Origin of the sequence: Clostridium aceticum, assembly GCF_001042715.1 — a bacterium.
Classification (GTDB): Bacteria; Bacillota; Clostridia; order Peptostreptococcales; family Natronincolaceae; genus Andreesenella; species Andreesenella acetica.
Genome location: NZ_CP009687.1, coordinates 826,809 through 846,647 on the forward strand (window position 1 = coordinate 826,809; position 19,839 = coordinate 846,647).

The 19,839-nt window shown below is 34.1% G+C and carries 17 protein-coding genes; 16 read left to right on the forward strand and 1 reads right to left on the reverse strand.

Translation table 11 applies throughout. The features are described from left to right. Nucleotides 1-97 precede the first annotated feature (97 nt). The 11 genes from CACET_RS03710 (at nucleotide 98) to CACET_RS03760 (ending at nucleotide 11,746) form a co-directional block, all read left to right on the forward strand. Nucleotides 98-1,447 (forward strand): glucose-6-phosphate isomerase, encoded by a 1,350-nt coding sequence (locus CACET_RS03710; protein ID WP_044825757.1) that lies wholly within the window; start codon nucleotides 98-100, stop codon nucleotides 1,445-1,447. A 49-nt stretch (nucleotides 1,448-1,496) separates the two neighbouring features. Further along, on the forward strand, nucleotides 1,497-2,324 hold the full coding sequence (gene murI / locus CACET_RS03715; RefSeq protein WP_044825758.1) for a glutamate racemase: 828 nt from the start codon (nucleotides 1,497-1,499) through the stop codon (nucleotides 2,322-2,324). Between the two features lie 70 nt (nucleotides 2,325-2,394). Further along, entirely contained in the window at nucleotides 2,395-4,125 is a 1,731-nt protein-coding gene (locus CACET_RS03720) for a LytS/YhcK type 5TM receptor domain-containing protein (protein WP_242846950.1), read from the forward strand. Further along, nucleotides 4,122-4,895 carry a LytR/AlgR family response regulator transcription factor gene (locus CACET_RS03725; RefSeq protein WP_044825759.1) on the forward strand — a complete coding sequence of 258 codons (774 nt, stop codon included), beginning with the start codon at nucleotides 4,122-4,124 and terminating at the stop codon, nucleotides 4,893-4,895. The genes CACET_RS03720 and CACET_RS03725 overlap by 4 nt, the downstream gene beginning before the upstream one ends. An 88-nt stretch (nucleotides 4,896-4,983) precedes the next feature. After that, a complete protein-coding gene (locus CACET_RS03730; protein WP_044825760.1) occupies nucleotides 4,984-5,223 on the forward strand; it encodes a YkoF family thiamine/hydroxymethylpyrimidine-binding protein in 240 nt (79 codons plus the stop codon). A 223-nt stretch (nucleotides 5,224-5,446) separates the two neighbouring features. After that, nucleotides 5,447-5,893: a hypothetical protein gene (locus tag CACET_RS03735; RefSeq protein ID WP_158385955.1), complete on the forward strand. Its 447-nt coding sequence runs from the start codon at nucleotides 5,447-5,449 to the stop codon at nucleotides 5,891-5,893. Nucleotides 5,894-6,086: 193 nt separating this feature from the next. Next, the gene (locus tag CACET_RS03740; protein ID WP_044825762.1) at nucleotides 6,087-7,640 is read left to right on the forward strand and encodes a putative polysaccharide biosynthesis protein; all 1,554 of its coding nucleotides are present in this window, start codon (nucleotides 6,087-6,089) and stop codon (nucleotides 7,638-7,640) included. Nucleotides 7,641-7,743: 103 nt separating this feature from the next. Beyond that, nucleotides 7,744-8,241 carry an FMN-binding protein gene (locus CACET_RS03745; RefSeq protein WP_052661516.1) on the forward strand — a complete coding sequence of 166 codons (498 nt, stop codon included), beginning with the start codon at nucleotides 7,744-7,746 and terminating at the stop codon, nucleotides 8,239-8,241. 127 nt (nucleotides 8,242-8,368) lie between these two features. After that, the gene (locus tag CACET_RS03750) at nucleotides 8,369-8,554 is read left to right on the forward strand and encodes a hypothetical protein (RefSeq protein ID WP_044825763.1); all 186 of its coding nucleotides are present in this window, start codon (nucleotides 8,369-8,371) and stop codon (nucleotides 8,552-8,554) included. A 224-nt stretch (nucleotides 8,555-8,778) separates the two neighbouring features. Then, nucleotides 8,779-10,917 (forward strand): ribonucleoside triphosphate reductase, encoded by a 2,139-nt coding sequence (locus CACET_RS03755; RefSeq protein ID WP_044825764.1) that lies wholly within the window; start codon nucleotides 8,779-8,781, stop codon nucleotides 10,915-10,917. 139 nt (nucleotides 10,918-11,056) lie between these two features. After that, the gene (locus CACET_RS03760; RefSeq protein WP_044825765.1) at nucleotides 11,057-11,746 is read left to right on the forward strand and encodes a Crp/Fnr family transcriptional regulator; all 690 of its coding nucleotides are present in this window, start codon (nucleotides 11,057-11,059) and stop codon (nucleotides 11,744-11,746) included. Nucleotides 11,747-11,819: 73 nt separating this feature from the next. Here CACET_RS03760 and CACET_RS03765 read toward each other — a convergent pair whose 3' ends face one another. Then, nucleotides 11,820-12,947 carry an amidase domain-containing protein gene (locus CACET_RS03765; RefSeq protein ID WP_044825766.1) on the reverse strand — a complete coding sequence of 376 codons (1,128 nt, stop codon included), beginning with the start codon at nucleotides 12,945-12,947 and terminating at the stop codon, nucleotides 11,820-11,822. A 448-nt stretch (nucleotides 12,948-13,395) separates the two neighbouring features. Here CACET_RS03765 and CACET_RS03770 point away from each other — a divergent pair, with 448 nt between their 5' ends. The 5 genes from CACET_RS03770 (at nucleotide 13,396) to CACET_RS03790 (ending at nucleotide 19,691) form a co-directional block, all read left to right on the forward strand. After that, entirely contained in the window at nucleotides 13,396-14,544 is a 1,149-nt protein-coding gene (locus tag CACET_RS03770; protein WP_044825767.1) for a double-cubane-cluster-containing anaerobic reductase, read from the forward strand. Between the two features lie 266 nt (nucleotides 14,545-14,810). Next, nucleotides 14,811-15,959 (forward strand): DUF3798 domain-containing protein, encoded by a 1,149-nt coding sequence (locus CACET_RS03775; protein WP_044825768.1) that lies wholly within the window; start codon nucleotides 14,811-14,813, stop codon nucleotides 15,957-15,959. Nucleotides 15,960-16,002: 43 nt separating this feature from the next. Further along, entirely contained in the window at nucleotides 16,003-17,616 is a 1,614-nt protein-coding gene (locus CACET_RS03780; RefSeq protein ID WP_044825769.1) for a sugar ABC transporter ATP-binding protein, read from the forward strand. Further along, nucleotides 17,603-18,640: an ABC transporter permease subunit gene (locus CACET_RS03785; protein ID WP_044825770.1), complete on the forward strand. Its 1,038-nt coding sequence runs from the start codon at nucleotides 17,603-17,605 to the stop codon at nucleotides 18,638-18,640. Before CACET_RS03780 ends, CACET_RS03785 begins: the two co-directional genes overlap by 14 nt. Then, entirely contained in the window at nucleotides 18,627-19,691 is a 1,065-nt protein-coding gene (locus tag CACET_RS03790) for an ABC transporter permease subunit (RefSeq protein ID WP_044825771.1), read from the forward strand. The genes CACET_RS03785 and CACET_RS03790 overlap by 14 nt, the downstream gene beginning before the upstream one ends. Nucleotides 19,692-19,839: the final 148 nt, after the last annotated feature.

Here is a 19,839-nt window from a genome sequence, read left to right on the forward strand (position 1 = left end):
TATCTTAAAAATCCTACAGGAATGTAGGATTTTTTTGACTTTTTGTAATAATAATATTATGATATGAATTAATTAACATTTATTAGGAGGTCTTTTCGTGGAAAAAATTAAGTTTGATTATTCAAAGGCATTGGGCTATATTGCTGAACATGAGCTAGATTCACTAGAACCTATGATCAATGTTGCACACAAAATGTTACATGAAAAAACCGGTGCAGGAAGTGAGTTTTTAGGGTGGGTGGACTTACCTCTAACCTATGACAAAGAAGAGTTTAATAAAATAAAAATTGCAGCAAAAAAAGTTCAAGAAAGTTCCGATGTGTTGGTTGTTATAGGTATTGGTGGATCTTATTTAGGTGCTAGGGCTGCCATAGAGATGTTGAACCATAGTTTCTATAATATGTTGCCAAAGGATAAAAGAAAAACTCCTGAAGTATATTTTGTTGGTCATAATATGAGTGCTAAGTATATACAGAACTTATTAGAGGTTATCGAAGGAAAAGATATTTCTTTAAATATTATTTCTAAATCTGGTACTACCACAGAGCCAGCTATCGCCTTCAGAATATTAAAAGAATATATAGAAAAAAAATATGGTAAGGAACATGCAAAGGAAAGGATTTATGCTACTACAGATCAAGAAAAGGGAGCATTGAAAACAATGGCAAACAACGAAGGGTATGAAACCTTTGTTATTCCCGATGATATAGGAGGAAGATATTCTGTTTTAACAGCGGTGGGATTGCTGCCTATTGCGGTTGCTGGTATAGATATTGAGAAAATTATGAAGGGTGCGGCTCAAGCTTGCAAGGATCTAAAAGAACCTTTTTTCCAGGAAAATGAATGTTATCAATACGCAGCAATAAGAAATATTTTATATAATAGAGGAAAAGATGTAGAAATTCTAGTGAACTATGAACCATCGTTATTTTTTATAGGAGAGTGGTGGAAACAACTATTTGGTGAAAGTGAAGGAAAAGATCATAAAGGTATTTTCCCAGCTTCTGTAAACTTTTCAACAGACCTACATTCTATGGGGCAATATATTCAAGAAGGAAGAAGAAATATTTTTGAAACAATTTTATACGTTGAAAATACAAAAGAAGAAATTGTTATCCAATCAGAGGAAAAAGATTTAGACGGATTAAATTATTTAGCAGGCAAAAGGGTAGATGATATTAATAAAAATATCTTTCAAGCTACTTTACTAGCCCATAAGGATGGTGGCGTACCCAACTTAATTATTAACATTCCAGAAATATCTCCCTATTATTTTGGGTACTTAGTTTATTTCTTTGAAAAGGCCTGCGGCATAAGTGGTTATCTATTGGGAGTAAATCCCTTTAATCAACCGGGAGTAGAGGCTTATAAAAAGAATATGTTTGCACTCTTAGGTAAAGCAGGCTATGAAGAAGAGGGAAAAAAGATGTTACAAAGACTAACATAAATGAGTGGTATTTTACATATCAGCAAAGAAATGAGGTAGGTGTTGGGGCATGAAATCTAAAAAAAATTTATCTATAGGAGTATTTGATTCAGGAGTTGGAGGTATAAGTGTTTTAGCTGAGTTAATTTGCTCTCTACCTAAAGAAAAATATATTTACTATGGAGATTCTAAAAATGCTCCATATGGGGTAAGACCTACAGCGGAAGTAAAGGAGCTATCTTTTCATGTAGTAAATAAACTACTGGAGAAGGGGATTAAAGGTTTAGTAGTTGCTTGTAACACTGCTACCAGCGGAGCTATAGAAGATTTAAGAAGGAAGCTGGATATACCAATTGTGGGAATGGAGCCGGCCTTAAAGCCGGCTATGGCTTTAAATAAAAAGGGGAAAATTATTGTAATGGCTACTCCTGTTACCTTAAGAGAAAAGAAGTTTAATCGCTTGATTGAAGAACTGCACAATAAAGAAGGTGTTATTAAACTACCTTGTCCAGGTTTAGTGGAGATTATCGAAAGGACTGGAGGGAAGGGGATAGAAATTCAACACTATTTAAAAAAAATTTATGCTTCTATAAATATGGAGGAAGTAACCGCTATTGTTCTAGGTTGTACCCACTATATCTTTATCAAAGAAGAAATCACTAAGCTCATAGATGACACTATACATTTAATTGACGGTAATAAAGGAACTGCTAATCAGCTTAAAAGACTACTAATAGAGCACCATTTACTAAGAGAAGAACAGGCAAATGGCTCTACCGAAGTTATATTGATGAATTCTAATGATACTAGTGAGATGACGATTTTAAGTAAAAAATTATTAGAAGAGCAATTAAATTATTTAGGGTGGAAAGGTCAGTTAAAATATGGTATTTGGTAGATGAACATAAAAGAAGTATGATATAATAGTTACGATAGTTATATAGTTATATAAAGGTAGGTGAGATAAAATGATGCTAATGACAGCTGAAATGATGCTGGCACTGTTCAATAAACTAGGTGTTATCGTTATTTTAGCTTTTGTCCTGTCTAAAGTTCAAGGGTTTAGAAAACTAATCATTAAGAAAAATATCAACCTTATAGACAAAGTTATTTTATCTGTAATATTTGGATTTATTGGAATCATGGGAACGTATTCTAATATATCGATTCATGGCTCTTTTGCCAATACCACAACCGTAGGGGTTGTAGTAGGAGGCGTATTAGGGGGACCAATGGTAGGATTTTTAACAGGGCTAATTGCTGGTTTGCATCGCTACTTAATAGATATTCATGGATTTACAGCATTAGCCAGTAGTGTATCTATTCTAATAGAGGGACTACTAGGAGGGTATATATACCACTATATCAGAAATAAGTCGTCCCAATGGAGAGCTGCCTTTATTACTGGAATGACATTAGAAGTTATTCAAGTGCTTATCATTTTAATTTTATCACGACCCTTCTTAGACGCTTTAGAGCTAGTAAAAATCATCGTGCTTCCTATGATGATGGTTAATTCATTAGGGATAGCTATATTTATTGGAATCATTGAAAACATTTATTCTGAATATGATCGTATTGCTGCTGGACAAGCTCAAAAAGCTTTGAAAATTGCTACTTTAACCTTACCTTACTTTAGGCAGGGATTAAATTATGATGTAGCTCAAAAGGTTGTAGACATTATCTATGATGCTGTAGATGTGGAGGCAGTAACAATTACCAATTGTAAAGAAATCCTAGCCCATAAAGGGATAGGGGAAGATCATCATATAGCTGGTCACGGCTTTCAAACCCAATCTACTAAGGAAGTAGTAAAAACAGGGAGATACAAAGTCATCAACACAAAAGAAAGTATTCGATGCAATCAATATAATTGTCAATTAAAGTCTGGCATTGTAATCCCTTTAAAAGAAAGAGATAAAATTGTAGGAACACTGAAACTTTATAAAATTAAGGAAAATAGCATTACTTCTATGGACATAGAGCTGGGATTGGGATTAGCTCAGCTGTTTTCTACACAAATTGAATTGAGCCGATTGGATTATCAAAAAAAACTTATTATTGAGGCAGAATTGAAATCACTACAAGCACAAATTAATCCTCATTTTTTATTTAATGCAATTAATACAATCGTTTCCTTTATACAATTTGATACCATAAAGGCTAGACAGTTGTTAATTTCTTTGGCGAATCTTTTTAGAAAAAGCCTAAGTCACCATCAAGATATGGTGGATATAGAAATAGAATTAGAGCATATAGCATCTTATTTAGAGATTGAAAAAGCTAGATTTGGAGATAAGTTACAGGTGAGATATGAGTTGCAGGCTAACATATTATGTAAAATTCCACCTTTAATTTTGCAGCCAATTGTAGAAAACGCTATACTACATGGTATCCTCCCCAAGAAAAAAGGGGGATGTATTACAATAAAATCTAGAAGAGGTAAAGAAGATATTATACTAGAGGTAATTGATGATGGTGTTGGCATAAAACCAGACAAGCTAATAACTTTGTTACAGGATGAGAATCAACCGAGTTCAGTGGGTTTGAGCAATGTAAATAAGCGTTTAATCAATTTGTATGGGGAAGATTATAAACTACAAATTACTAGCAGATTCGATGAGGGAACTTGCGTTCTCATAAGAATCCCCTATATAGAAGAACAACATACTTCTGAAATGGAGGGAGTAGTAGCATGATTTATACAGTTGTTGTGGTAGATGATGAATTACCTGCTAGACGAAATATTATAAACTTATTAAACCCTTATGCTGATTTTAAAATTATTGGAGAAGCATGTGATGGTGAGGATGCAATCCAGTTGATTAAAGAAAAGTTACCGGATATCGTTTTCCTTGATATACAGCTGCAAGATATGACAGGCTTTGATATTGCTGCTGAACTAATTAATTTAATCAAGGTACCGAAAATTGTATTTGCAACAGCCTTTAACAATTATGCAATCGATGCCTTTGAGTATGCTGCTATTGATTATTTGTTGAAGCCAGTTGATGAAGAAAGATTTTTTAAAACAATTGAAAAACTTCGAAAAGACTTAAAAAATTCAACGGACATTGCTTTAAAACAAGTGCAGTGTTTAATTCAACAACATTTATCTATGGAATCTAAAAGTCAAAAAATCACCTTAGAAAAAGACGATAAATTATATGTTTTATCCTTGAATGACATCATTTTTATTGAAACTGGGGAAAGAAGTACAAATGTGGTGAGTAAAAGAGGAGAATTTACTACTAGCTTTTCCATGGTAGAATGGGAAGAACGGCTGGGAAAACACGGATTTTTTAGACCTCATAGAAGCTTTTTAATCAATCTTGATGAGATTGATCAGGTGGTTTTATGGTTTAATAATAGTTTCCAAGTGAAAATGAGAGGGTCTGGAGACAAAAGTATCCCCATTAGTAGAAATAAAATAAAGGAATTTAAAGAATTGGTTGGTTTGGAGGCTTAACTTAAAAAGTTTTCATAAAAAAGTGGATAAAGCAAGATGGTTCCTTACATACTATTATTGTTGAAAAAAATAATAAGGAGTGTTGAGGATGATTCATGCAGAAGTTTCTCTATATCCACTTAAAACACAAAATGCAGGGGATGTAATTAATAACTCCATCAATGCATTAAGGCAAGAAGGAGTACAGTACAATGTAGGCTCTATGGCTACACATCTTCACGGCAATGAAGAGCAAGTATGGAGCAGCTTAAAGAAATTATTTGATGAGGCACAACATTCTGGGGAAGTAAGTATGGTAGTGACTATTACGAATGCAGCAGACCATTAAAGAGAATGTGGAGAAATCCACATTCTCTTTTTATCTGAATTTTTTTAGGTTAAGACCTCCCACCTGACTCCTCGATACTTCAGCTTGCTGAAACGAGTTTACTTAAAGAATAGATACGTTAACTGCAAGTGACAAGGTAACTGAAGTTGCTAGGCATGTGAATAGATTGACATGAAAAAAAATAAAGGATACAATGACATCATAGATTCAAAGAAAGCAGGTGGTGACCATTGTAAGTGTGCTGTTTTTGTTTATCGGCTTAGCAGGCATGGTATTAGTGGTTTTATTAGGAGGGGGTGTTGTTATGACAAAAAACTTTAATTTAAGAAGTCTTTACCTTTATTTAGTATGCCTTGTTACTTTAGTGATATTTATTACTGGTACAATTTTCACAATTCATAGAACAGTGGACTTATTGGTGAAGGATGCCTACTATTATCAAACTTTAGAGGATTTTCAACAAAGATATTATATATATGGATCTGAAGGTAAACGAGAAGAACCTCAACTTTCTCAAGAGGAAATAACCCAGCGTTATGAAAACTACTTAGAACAAGAAAACACAAGAAGAAGAGCACAAAACATAAGAAATCTAGCCTATAGTGTGTCTGCTATGCTGGTAGGTGGGATATTTTGGTTTTATCATTGGCGAAAAATTAAAGAAGATTAAATTCCTTCACATAATGTTACTCCCCAATGGAATATACTTATAGATATATGCCTTTATACTTGAACTTTAATAGCAATGCGCTACGTTTTCTCTTTTAGTAAAAGACGTAGCTAAGGATGATCAATATAGTCCTTACTATATCAAAGCTCATAGGCATATACCTAAAAAATATTTCGTTGTAGGGAGTATAATTATGTCCAATAAAAAATTTATTAGAGGGGCATTGATATTAGGTATAGCAGGATTAACAGCAAAGTTTTTAGGAATATTTTTTAAAATTCCATTGCAAAGGTTAATCCATGATGAGGGTATGGGGCTATTTGGTTTACCTTACCCCATTTATACGATGATGTTGTCCGTATCTATTATAGGTTTGCCCGCTGCTGTATCAAAGTTAATCTCTGAGAAGATGGCTGTAAAGGATTATGCAGGTGTTAGGAAGGTATTTCATGTTTCTTTTTTTATGATTTTTTTTATAGGGATTTTTTCATCATGTTTCCTATATTTTGGTGCTCCCTTGATGATTGAAGTATTGGAGTGGCCTCAAGAAACCTATTATGCAATCATTGGTTTATCTCTGGCACCTTTTTTTGTATCCATCATGTCTTCCTTTAGAGGGTACTTTCAAGGCATGCAAATTATGACGCCAACAGCTCTATCGCAAATTGTTGAACAAATTGGGAGAGTGGTTATTGGTATTAGTTTAGCGTATATGTATATTGATAAAGGATTAGGATATGCTGCAGGGGCCGCTTCCTTTGGGGCCACAGCTGGAGCATTTTTTGGAGCATTATTATTATTGTTTTATTATTTAAGAAAAAGAAAAAGTTTAATAGACTATAACTTCTATTCCACAAAGGATAGTAAAGAAAAAACGGAAGTCATTGTCAAAAGATTGATTTGGCTAGCTATCCCTATAACTATAGGAGCGGTGTTGAGTTCTGTTATGGGTTTAATAGATTCTATTATTGTACCAGGAAGACTATTACAAGGAGGGTATACAGCGGAGGGAGCCACGATTCTTTATGGAAGATTGACCGGAAAAGCAGTAACACTAATGAATGTTCCATTAACCTTTAGTATGGCAATGGCAGCTAGTTTGGTACCAGCAATCTCAGAAGCTAGCAGTAAAAGAAATATGATGGAGCTGAAGGAAAAAACTGAAACTGGCATAAAAATCACCTTAATGATTGCTTTACCAGCTACTATTGGGCTGGCACTATTGTCTTCTCCTATTATTCATTTGCTATGGGGAAAATCAGAGGCGGGTGGTGATATACTGAAAGTATTATCCTTAAATGTTTTATTTATCTCTATTTCTCAAACTTTAACAAGTATTTTACAGGGTATGAATAAGGTATTTATTCCTGTAAGAAATTTATTTATTGGAATTATTATGAAAATTGTTGTCAGTTATATTCTTTTAGTAGGACATTTAAACATTATAGGAGCAGTGGTAGGCTCCCTTTGTGGTTATGGAACTTTAATGCTTTTAAATTATTATGAAATAAAAAAAATCATTCCCTTTAAGATATCTATAAAAGAGGTGATTATTAAGCCGTTATTTTGTACTATTTTAATGGGAATTGTAGTGGTTTTAGTTTTTCACTATAGCTATTTACTATTTGAAAAAGAAGCCATTGCAACCTTAACTTCGATATTTTTAGGCATGATTTTTTATGGCATAATGATGTTACTAACCAATACAATTGATCCTAGAAAGAAAGAACTTTTTTTAAACAAATAATTTAAGTAAAACCTCTATTCTATTTTTTCACGAATAGAGGTTTTACTTTTGCACAAACTATTTGTGAGAAGTTTTTAAAAATCTTTTACAAGAGGTGACTTAAATGAAAAACAAAATGCTTGCTTTATTTCTTGTGATGATTATGGTTTTAGTTGGAGCTGTAGCATGTGCTCCAGAAGAAGCTCCACCTGCTCCTACTGAAACACCAGAAGAAACTCCTGCCCCAGAAGAAACACCGGAGGAAACCCCTGAGGCCAGGGAAATAGAGTATGAAGATGATACTTATAGGGGCGAGTTAGAAGTCAATGAAAAAGGATGGACAAGTGTTGTCGAAATTGTTGTAGAGGATGGAAAAATCACAGAAGTAGATTATGATGAAGTTGATGAAGATGGCAATCGAAAATCAGAGGATGAAGAGTATAACGAAAGATGGGAAGCTGCTGCTGGAACAAATGCTTTAGAAGCTTATCCTCAATTGGAACAATCACTTATAGAAACACAAGATATTGAAGCTATAGACACGGTTTCTGGTGCAACTGCTACAGTACGAGATTTTAAAGATGTAGTAAGACAAGCACTTGGTCAAGAAAATCAACAATAACTATAAATAAGAGAAAAAGCCCATTAACCGTAAGTAAATAATAGGTAAATGGGTTTTTTTCTGTCAGGGCTATAGTATAGGATTTGAGGAATACTATAATTAAGTATATAATAGAGGAGGTTTAATGATGAGACATAAATATATGATATATACGCAAGAAGGTATTCTAGAAAATAGTGTTACAAGAGATGAAGCTATTGAAAAAGTAAAACAGTATCATGAACATGGAATAGATGCCTACATTGTATCACAAACAGAAGGAGAGAGAATCAAAGAAAAGGGCGAAGAATTTCATCTACCTAAGTGGGAGTAAAAGGGTGTGATTCACACCCTTTCTTAATGTGTAGAAAAGTATAGGAAAAAAACAATAAAATATGTGAAGTTGCACATGAAGAAGAATAATGATGTATTATGTAGAAATTCTAGCGAAAAACCCGTATTTATGTCTAGAGGTCTATTGAAAAAAGTAGGCATAATCATGTAAGATATACAATATGTAGTATAATAAGAAAAAATTTAATACAATAGGAGGTCATTATGGGGGTTACTAAAGTTCAAAAAAGGAACAGCGAGATTGTTGACTTTGACTATAATAAAATAAAAAATGCTATTTTTGCAGCTGCAAAGTCTGTAGGTGGCAAGGATGAAATGAAGGCTGCTAAATTAACAAAAATGGTGGCTGAAATTCTAAACGAAACCTATAGAGCCAGTATTCCTTCTGTGGAAGATATACAGGATATTGTGGAAAAGGTATTGATTGAAGAAGGTCATGCTAAAACTGCTAAAGCATATATATTATATAGAAAAAAGCATGAGGAAATACGAGAAGTCAAAAATCTATTTATGGATGCAGAAGAAATGATCGAAGAGTATGTGAACTTAGAGGATTGGCGAGTAAATGAAAATGCCAATATGGGTTTTTCTCTCCAAGGTTTAAATAATCATATTGTTGAAAGCATTACAACAAAATACTGGTTAAATAAGATCTACCATAAAGAATTAAGAGATGCTCACATTCGAGGTGATTTACATATACATGACTTAGGCTTGTTGGCGCCTTATTGCTGTGGATGGGACCTAGAAGCATTTTTAAGAAAAGGCTTTAAAGGAGCTAAAGGGAAAATTGAGTCTAAGCCACCGAAGCATTTTGAGTCTGCTTTAGGACAGCTAGTAAATTTATTATATACTCTTCAAGGGGAGGCGGCTGGAGCCCAAGCAGTTTCTAGTCTTGATACTTATTTAGCTCCATTTATTTATTATGATGGTCTAAACTATGATCAGATTAAAAAAGCATTGCAACGGTTTGTATTTAATTTGAATGTACCGACGAGGGTAGGTTTTCAAACTCCCTTTACCAATGTAACCTTAGATATAACACCACATCCATTGCTGAAAAAGCAGCGAGTGATTATCGGTGGTGAGAGTATGGATAAGACCTATGGTGATTTTCAAGAGGAAATGAACTTGTTCAACAAAGCTTTTTGCGAAGTGATGATGGAGGGAGACGGTGCAGGTCGTGCTTTTAGTTTCCCTATTCCTACAATAAATATTACAGAGGACTTTCCTTGGAATACTGAAGTAGTAAACTGCATTATGGAAATGACAAGAAAATTTGGCACCCCTTATTTTGCCAACTTCTTAAACTCAGATTTATCTCCTGAAGATGTTCGTTCTATGTGCTGTAGACTTCGTTTGGATAATAGAGAGCTTAGAAAACGTGGTGGCGGACTTTTCGGTGCCAATCCATTGACAGGATCTATTAATGTGGTTACATTAAATATGGGTAGAATAGGGTATACAGCTGAAACAATGGAGGAGTTTAAAAGAAGAGTAAGAGAACTAATGGAACTGTCAAAGGAAATATGTGAGTCCAAGAGACTTGTACTGGAAAAATACATGGATGCTGGACTATATCCTTATTCTAGGCATTATCTACAGGGTGTGAAGGATGCTACTGGTGAATATTTTAAAAACCATTTTTCAACCATAGGATTAAATGGCATGAACGAAGCTTGTATGAATCTATTAGGCCAAGATATTACCACAGAAGAAGGAAATGAGTTTGCAGTAGAAATTATGGAGTTTATGAATCGTGTTATTCAGATATTTCAAGAGGAAACAGGTAGTCTGTGGAATTTAGAAGCTTCTCCTGCGGAGGGTGCTACCTATAGATTTGCTAGATTAGATAAAAAAGTTTATCCCAAAATCTATACCCAAGGGAAAGAGGAGCCTTACTACACAAACTCAACACAACTGCCGGTAGGCTATACAAAAGATATCTTTGAAGCCCTAGAATTGCAAGAAAAACTACAAACCTTATATACTGGTGGAACTGTGTTTCATGGGTTTATAGGAGAAGCTATTGAAGATGTAGAGACTTGTAAGACGCTAATTAAAAAGGTTATGGAAAATAGCAGTATTCCGTATATCACTATCACCCCTACCTTTTCTATATGTGCTGACCACGGATATTTAACAGGGGAACAAGAAGTGTGCCCAGAGTGTGACAGAGAAACAGAGATTTGGACGAGGGTTGTTGGTTTTCATAGGCCAGTACAGGCATGGAACAAAGGGAAGCAGGAGGAATATAAAGAGCGTCAGGAATATTCCTGTGAAGCTTCATTAAAGACAGATACGGAAAAAGAAATCAAGTATAGTGAGGCAGTAATTTCGTAAAAATTTAATAATGAATCATTCATTTTTGAGCTAGCTAGATAACTTTTTATTAGGCTAGCTCTTTATGATAAGTAGGGTTGCAATGTTATAAATTATACTACTTAAAAAATAGGGATAACAGCGAAATAGGGGGAGTGCAGTGGAAGATTCAGTCAAGGATTTTGTTAAAACGTTAGAGCTGTTTAAAGATTTAGATAAAGAATGTATTGAATTCTTGTCATCTTCTTCTTTTAAAACCAAGCTTAAAAAAGGAGAAATATTATTCTATGAGAAAGATATAGTCAATAACATATACATAGTCCTTAAGGGGAAATTAACAATATTTAGACTTTCGGAGATAGGACAAAAAAGAGTTATATACATACTAGATAAGGGGCAGATCTTGAACGAAGTAATATTAGATAACCTCCCAGCCTCCGCCAACTGTGAAGCTTTTGAAGATAGCTGGGTCTTAGGAATTCATAAAGAATCCTTCCTTAAGGTAATGGCTATGGACTTTAGATTTACTGAAAGAGTAGTTCACTCTATGAATAAAAAAATTAGAAGGCTTTATAGGCAACTGAAAAATACAATTTCTATTAAAGTCGATAAAAAACTGGCAGCAAAACTGTGGAAATTAAGTAAGGATTATGGAATAGAAGTAGAAGAGGGGATATTAATAGATTTAGATATAAGTGTAACTTATTTGGCGGATATGCTGGGTAGTACTAGAGAAACTGTTTCTAGATGTCTTAACACTTTAAAACGAGAAGGGTTTATTAAGTACAAAAATAAAAAAATAGTGGTAAAGGATAGAAAACAATTATCTATATATTTTAAAGGGCTGTGATGACCATCGCAACCCTTTTTTCTAGTACTAAATAAATTAATAGATACAGAAAGTAAGATGGCAGCAACAAAATTTAATAATGCACACGAACCAACCAAAACTTTATCCCTTTGTTACTCCAGCCTAAATCCCAAGGGACTCTATAACGATCTGAATTATGAGAGTTTACTAGAACATAACCCTTAGAATCTATACCGGTTACAACAGATATATGAGTAACCTTACCTTTCTTTTCATAGGAGATATAATCCCCCGGCAAAAGCTTATAAGAAGAAGCTAGAACCTCGTCATAGGTACCTCTGGAGATAAGAGAGGCTCTTTTACTATGTAGCATATAATTATTAAAGGCATTAGCATTGACCCAAGCTTTACTTCCTGCTCCCCTCTCATAGTTCCATGTGGAATTTTTTCTAAAATTGCCTCCTTCGTGAAGCATTTGTGAAGCAAAGTTAGCACAATCTCCCCCTTGAGGATTATAATTCCTGTACTTAGGATTATATTGGAAGCCATGTTCAGGGAGACTGGCAGCCCCACAGTATTCATCAGCATAGGCTACTGCATTGATTCTTCTCTCGTTTAAGTCGGATAAATCTTTAGATTCTCCTGAGAGAATTTCCTGTTTGATTTCTTGACTTTTAATTTCATCCAAATCTAAAGAATCAGCAAAAGGATCTGTATACCATTCTCGAGTAATACGCCATCCTTCTTCATTTGGCATTAAATCTAAAGTATGGTAAGTACCAATTCTAAAGGAATTGTATGTTTTGACGGTATCTTCGTATACATATTGATACTCTGTAGAAACCAAAAGACTTAATAAAAACCCCTCTTGTTTGCTTCTAGTGCCCCTAATAACCACTTGTGAGTCAATACTTTTAAATTCTATCGATTGTTTCTCTGACCAGTTATGTAAATAATTCATTTTTTTTAATTCATGTTCGTAGGCCCATAATCCATTTCTTACTTCTGTATCATATAAATCTGCTAACATATCTGTATCTTTTTCTAGTAAGGCTTTGTTCCTCAGCTTAAATATCTGTTGTACTTCTATAGTCAATGCTTCGTTTACACCCTCATCTACGAATATAGTTGTGGCTTGTGTAGATAAATACCAAAAATAAATTGTCAGTCCAATGACTGATAGAAACACTATCGACAGTAGATAGACTGTTACTCGCCTAAACCCAATAAAAACAACCATCTTTTCCCCTCCAAAACCTATTCATAGGAGTATATGTATAAACTGTAAGGCCTATGCCAGGAGAACTAACATAACTTAGAAGTTTCTTTTGAGGGGAAGTCCTATTATAGTAATTTTATATGTTTATATTTTATATTATATTTTTAAATAGTTGACTAGCTTTTCATCGAATAATAAAATGATATTTATTTATTTTTATTGATATAATCATATAAGTAAATCATAGGCGTTAACTTAACACAACTATTGCCAAAATTCTCTCGAACTGTCATCCTGAGGGTAGCGAAGGATCTTGGAATAACAAAGAATTTTGCTAACACTAAGATCCTTCGGCTCCGCTTTGCTCCCCTCAGTATGACAAGTTATGGTTTAAGTTAACGCTAATGATAAGTAATTTAAAAAATATATTAATTATTTTTAAAACACTAAAAGTGGGGGATGAAATATAATGAATAATTTACCTAAAATGTTTGAAGCGTTTGATGATGCAAGGCGGAAAGGTTTTGTAGAAGTAAAGAAACTAAAGGAAGACGGAAAGAAAGTAGTAGGCGTCTACTGCGCCTATTCTCCAAGTGAACTTATTATGGCAGCAGGGGCTGTGCCGATTGCACTATGCGGTACTAGTGAAGAGCCTATACCTGCAGCCGAAAAACATCTTCCAAGAAATCTTTGTCCTTTAATTAAGTCCAGTTATGGGTTTGCTATAACTGATACATGTCCTTATTTCTATTTTTCTGATTTGCTTGTAGGGGAAACTACTTGTGATGGTAAGAAAAAGATGTATGAATACTTAGGAGAAATTAAGCCTATGCATGTAATGCAACTACCTCAAACCAATAAGGGAGAACATTCCTTCAATCTATGGAAGGAGGAGATACTAGCATTAAAAGATCGTTTGGAAAAAGAATTTGATGTAGAAATAACGGAAGAAAAGTTAAAGGAAGCAATCAAAAGCAAAAATGAAGAAAGACAAGTGATAAAGGAATTTTATGAGTTAGGAAAACTTTGTCCTTCACCTATTACTGGAACAGAAATGTTTCAGGTATTATATGGAACTGGATTTAAGTTGAATAAAGAGCAGCAGAAACAATATATAAAAGATATGATTGAGGAAGTGAAAAGAAATATTGAAAGCAATCAACAGAAGGTTTCAAAGGACACGCCTAGAATACTAATAACAGGATGTCCTATTGGAGGAGCATCTGAAAAGGTTATTAAGTTGATTGAAGAAAATGGTGGTGTAGTGGTTTGCTACGAAAACTGTAGCGGTGCAAAACCTAACGATCGACTAGTAGATGAAACAATAGATCCTATTGATGCTATAACAGATAAATATTTGAACATTCCTTGTTCAGTTATGTCCCCAAACGATGAACGAATTGACTTGTTATCTCGATTAATTGATGAGTATAAAATAGATGGGGTAGTGGAGGTAATTCTACAGGCTTGTCATACTTATAGTGTAGAGAGTTATAGAATAAAAAAATTTACAAATCAAGAAAAGAACATTCCCTACTTGAATATAGAAACTGATTACTCCCAATCAGACATTGGACAACTGAAGACGCGAATAGCTGCTTTTATAGAAATGCTTTAAGATAAAAAATAAGCTCTGCCTTATGGAATAGAAAAATTGGAATCAATGAATAGAAATTTTAAATACTACACAATCATATCATCATAATTATCAATTATACTTCTATAGAAAGCCATGTTAATATGTTAACGGTGGAAAATATAGGATTTATTCTCTATTAATAGATAGCTTATATTAAGTTTTACAATTATAATGGAAAGAGAATATAATCCCAGTAGGAATTATAGTAATAAAATTAATAAAGACGATTATGGGGGAGATTTTAAATGTTTAGAAAAATTATGGCATTTATGCTAGTAATAATGATGCTTTTTTCGCTAGCAGCTTGTCAAAGCAACACAACAACAAATGAAGGAGGAGAAGCTGTAGATGCAGCAGTATCTGCAGGCTATAAAATTGGTATTGTTACGCCAACCTTATCAACGAGTGAAGATGAGTTTAGAGCAGCTGCTATTATGGCAGAGAAATATCCTGATATTGTTAGACATATAACATTGCCAGAAAACTTTAATATTGAATTAGAAACTGGAATAAGTCAAATATTGAGTTTGGCAGATGATTCAGAGATGAAGGCTATTATAGTAAATTCAGGGCAAGCAGGACTATTGCCAGCTTTTCAAACTATTCGAGAGAGAAGACCTGATATTCTAACCATAGCTACTATGATGGATGAACCAGATTTAATGTCTAACTACATAGATATGAATTTTTCTACAGACTGGCTAAGAAGAGGGGTTACCATTCCTACAAAAGCCAAGGAGATGGGTGCGACAACCTTTATTCATTACTCCTTCCCAACCCATTTGGCAAGGGATCTAGTAGCCAATAGAAAAGATGGAATGAAAAAAACTGCTGAAGAGTTAGGGATGGAATTTGTTGAAATCATAACACCAGATCCACAAACAGGAGATGGCACAGCACCAATGCTTCAATTTTTAAGAGAAGATATACCAAGGCAGATAACAAAGTATGGACCAGATATAAATATATTTGGATCTAACTGTCCTATGTACGATGTTATATTAGATGAAGCTTTAAAATCAAAATTCATTGTAGCGGAGCAATGTTGTCCTACTCCAACGCAAGCTTACCCTACGGTAATGGGATTGGAAATAGATCCTGAGGATATAGGAAACTTTGATTTAATTAATGAAATGATCACTGAAAAGGCAAAAGAAGCTGAAATGACAGGAAGGCTTTCAGGATGGGCTATGCCATCAAGTGTATATATACCACAGTTTGAGGTTGAGCTTGCTAAGTATATTATAGAGAAGGAAATAGACTATAAGGACGTATTAAACAAAGCCTTCTTAGATGACTTCTCTGAAGAAGTAATGGGGGTTCGTGGTGATTTTGAGCCTATGGGAGAGTATGATAATTACTTTATGTTGGTATTAGATTCAATATATTATTAAAGGTTCTTTATATGCAGGGCAGTTACTAGGCCCTGCATATAATATGTTTTTGGTAAAGGGGGATAGATATTTGGAAGATATATTAAAAATAGAAAATTTGACGAAAAAATTTGAAGAAAATTATGCATTAAAGGATGTTAATTTTTCGTTAAAAAAGGGAGAGATTCATGGACTTGTAGGAGCAAATGGATCTGGGAAAAGTACATTGATGAACATTTTATTTGGAAGCAGTCATATAAAAGATACTGGGGGATATTCAGGTAGAATATTTATAGAAGAAGAAAACATCACCATAAGCAGTACACTAGACGCATTAAAGCATGGTATTGGTCTAGTGCATCAAGAGTTTGCACTACTAGGGAACCTTGATATTAGTAGTAATATTAAAATTAACAGGGAAAATATCTATCCTTTGACGGGAAAAGTTTTAGGAAAAAAATTTGGAATAGTAGATACAAAAAAGAATAAAGAAGATGCTAAAAATGCTTTATCTAAAATAGGAGTAAATATTGATCCTGGTATAAAAGTAAATAACGTCTCCATTAACATGAAGCAGTTTATTGAAATTGCAAGGGAAATAGATAATACCAATTTAAAAATACTAATGTTGGATGAGCCATCAGCTTCTCTGAATCAGGAGGATACAAAGATATTATTAAAAAGTTTAAGAGCCATTGCAGACACAGGTATATCTATTATCTTTGTTTCCCATAGACTGGAGGAAGTAACACAGATATGTGATAGAGTAACGGTACTGAGGGATGGGGAAGTTATTTCTCATTATACTAAAGAAGTGTTTGAAATCAATAAAATAGCTTTAGATATGATAGGTATGCAGGTAGTACAAACCAAAAGAAAAAGAACAGTGGGAAATAAAGACAATATCATATCCTTTCAAAATGTACAGATAACCCAGGGGGACAAATTATATAAGGAAGTTTCTCTTGATATAAAAAAGGGAGAGGTCCTTGGTATCACAGGCTTAGCGGGATATGGTCAAGAGATATTTGGATACGGACTAATGGGATTGTATGATATGAAGGGAAGTGTGTTGATCAATGGGGAAAAGGTTATACCTGGGGATGTAGGCTTAGTTTCTAAAAAAGGTATATATATGCTTCCAGATGAAAGAAAAGAGATGGGGCTATTGCTTGGAAAGTCAATATGGGAGAATATTGTTTTTGGTTCTTATGAAAAGCATAAGGAATTTTTAAAATATCCTAAGATGAAGGGATTATCTTTTTTAAATCACAGCGTTATTCATAACTATAGCAATAAACTAGTTAAAGATTTAAATATTAAGACTAAAGATATTTATCAACCTATCAAGGAGCTGAGTGGAGGTAATCAACAAAAAGTCTGTATTGGCAGGGCCTTAACCATGAATCCTGACCTTCTATTTGTAGGGGAACCCACAAGGGGAATAGATATTTATTCAAAAGAAATTGTGCTGAAAATGTTATTAAAAATGAATGAAGAAAAGGGTATGACCATCGTCATTTCATCTGGCGAGATTGGAGAATTAAAAAGAATATGTGACCGTATTGTCATCATGTATGAAGGAGAGGTTTTTGACATTCTTGAACCGGATATAGATGATGAAGTATTTAGCTTAGCCATATCGGGAAGAAGGGTGGAAGGCTATGAAAAAAGTTAATATAGGCGTCCCTCAAATGATTATTATTGTTTATTTACTGACTTTGACCATATCCTTAAGCTTTATAGATATTCCACTAATAGAAATGATGAATACTTCCCTAATAAAGTGGGTTATGAATGGGGTTCTCGTCTTATCTTTAGTACCCATGATTAATATTGGCGTAGGAAGAAATTTTGGATTACCTATAGGAATTTGTGCAGGATTAATAGGGATGTGTATAGCTGTTGAATTAAGACTTGAAGGTTGGTCCGGTTTCCTAATGGCTATATTTATGGGAACGGTAGTGGCTTCGATATTCGGTGGGATTTATTCTATAATCTTAAATAAACTCAAAGGAAATGAAGAAATTGTAGGAACCTTCGCAGGTTTCTCCTTTATACCCATTATGAATATCTTTTGGACACTGGCCCCCTTTAAAAATAGACAAATGCTTTATCCTGTAGGTGGGCAAGGTCTAAGACCTAAGATTAGCTTAAATCAGTATTTTGGAGGGGTTTTAGACAATGCACTAAAGATAAATATAGGAAAGTTAGTGATTCCTGTAGGATTATTATTATTTTTCGCTATGCTTTGTTTAATTGTACATCTATTTTTCAAGACAAAAATAGGCACAGTGATGTCAGCTATAGCTGAAAATGAGGCTTTTGTAAAGCTATCTGGCGTAAATATCAATAGGTATAGGACCTATGCTATTATTTTTTCTACGATTTTAGCTGCCATAGGTATATGTGTCTACTCTCAAAGTTATGGCTTTGTAGAACTATATAATGGGCCATTTATGATGGCTTTTCCTGCTGTATCGGCAATCTTGATTGGGGGGGCCACTAGAAAAAAGGCAACGATATTTCATGCCTTAGTAGGTGCATATCTTTACCAAACAACCTTTTTACTATCCGTGCCTGTTGCAAATGCTTTGCTTATCCCTGAAATGTCAGAGGTAATCAGGATGATTGTAACCAACAGCATTATACTTTATGCATTTTTATATGAGGGGGTGCTAAAGAAAAGTGAGGAAGTATAGACCTTATTACGTACCTTTTTTCTTTTTAATCCTTTCTATACTTGGTATTATAGCAGCAAATGTAAGCACAGGCTTTGTGTTAGGACAGCTTTATTCTAGGTTTGTTCGGAATGCAATATTTCTGTTGGCTTTAATTATTCCTATCATTTCAGGCATGGGAATTAACTTTGCTATTACGATTGGAGCTATAGCAGCACAGATGGCTATGGTGATTGTCATTGATATGGGATTGCCGGGTGGAAGGGCCCTTTTGTTAGCTGCAGTTATGAGTATTGGGTTGGCAGTTGCATTTGGCAATATTGTTGGGTTTTTATTAAATAAAGCAAAGGGTAAAGAGATGATTGCCAGCATCGTTATCGGTTTTCTAGGTACCAACTTATATCAGCTTATATTTATGGTGGGTTATGGGACTGTAATCACTCCTTTCAATGAAGATATCCTGCTTACAAGGGGAATAGGAGTGAAAAGCATGTTGGATTGTATGGAGTTTAAGACACTTTTTGCAGGGAAAATGCCTATAAAAGTAGGAGATACGACAGGCTCTCTTCTACCTATTATCATCGTATTTATACTTGCCCTTATCGTTTATTTGATATCTGTTTCCAAAATAGGCTATCATATGAGGGCAGTGGGAGAGAATTTATCGATATCAGAAAAATTAGGTATAGATGTTGATAAAACTAGAAGAATTTCAATTGTAATTTCTACTGTTTTAGCCGCTTTAGCTCACCTCATGTTTGTTCAAGACTTGGGAGTTATTAATGTTTATTCAGGACATTTGAACCTAGATATTTTTTCAGCAGCAGCACTTTTGGCTGGTGGAGCCACATTTAAAAAAGCAACAATTAAAAATGCTTTTATTGGACTCATCCTTTTTCATACTCTATTTATAATTTCTCCTCTTGCAGGACAGAACTTATTTAAAAACCCTGCTTTAGGTGAATATTTCAGAAGTTTTATAGCCTATGGAACGATTATCTTTGCTTTAATGTTGAACTTGAAACATGAAAAAGCAAGTACAGCAGCAATTAAGGCAGATACAAAGGTATAGTAATTTTTGAAACAAAGGATTGATTTTTTTTATTGTGATCAGTGAATCTATAGGAAACTCCAATTGGTAAATTACAAAGCCCTGTGCTACACTCGAAGGTGAATGGGCATTAGTAGAGGATTGCACATAATAAAACTTATAGATATGA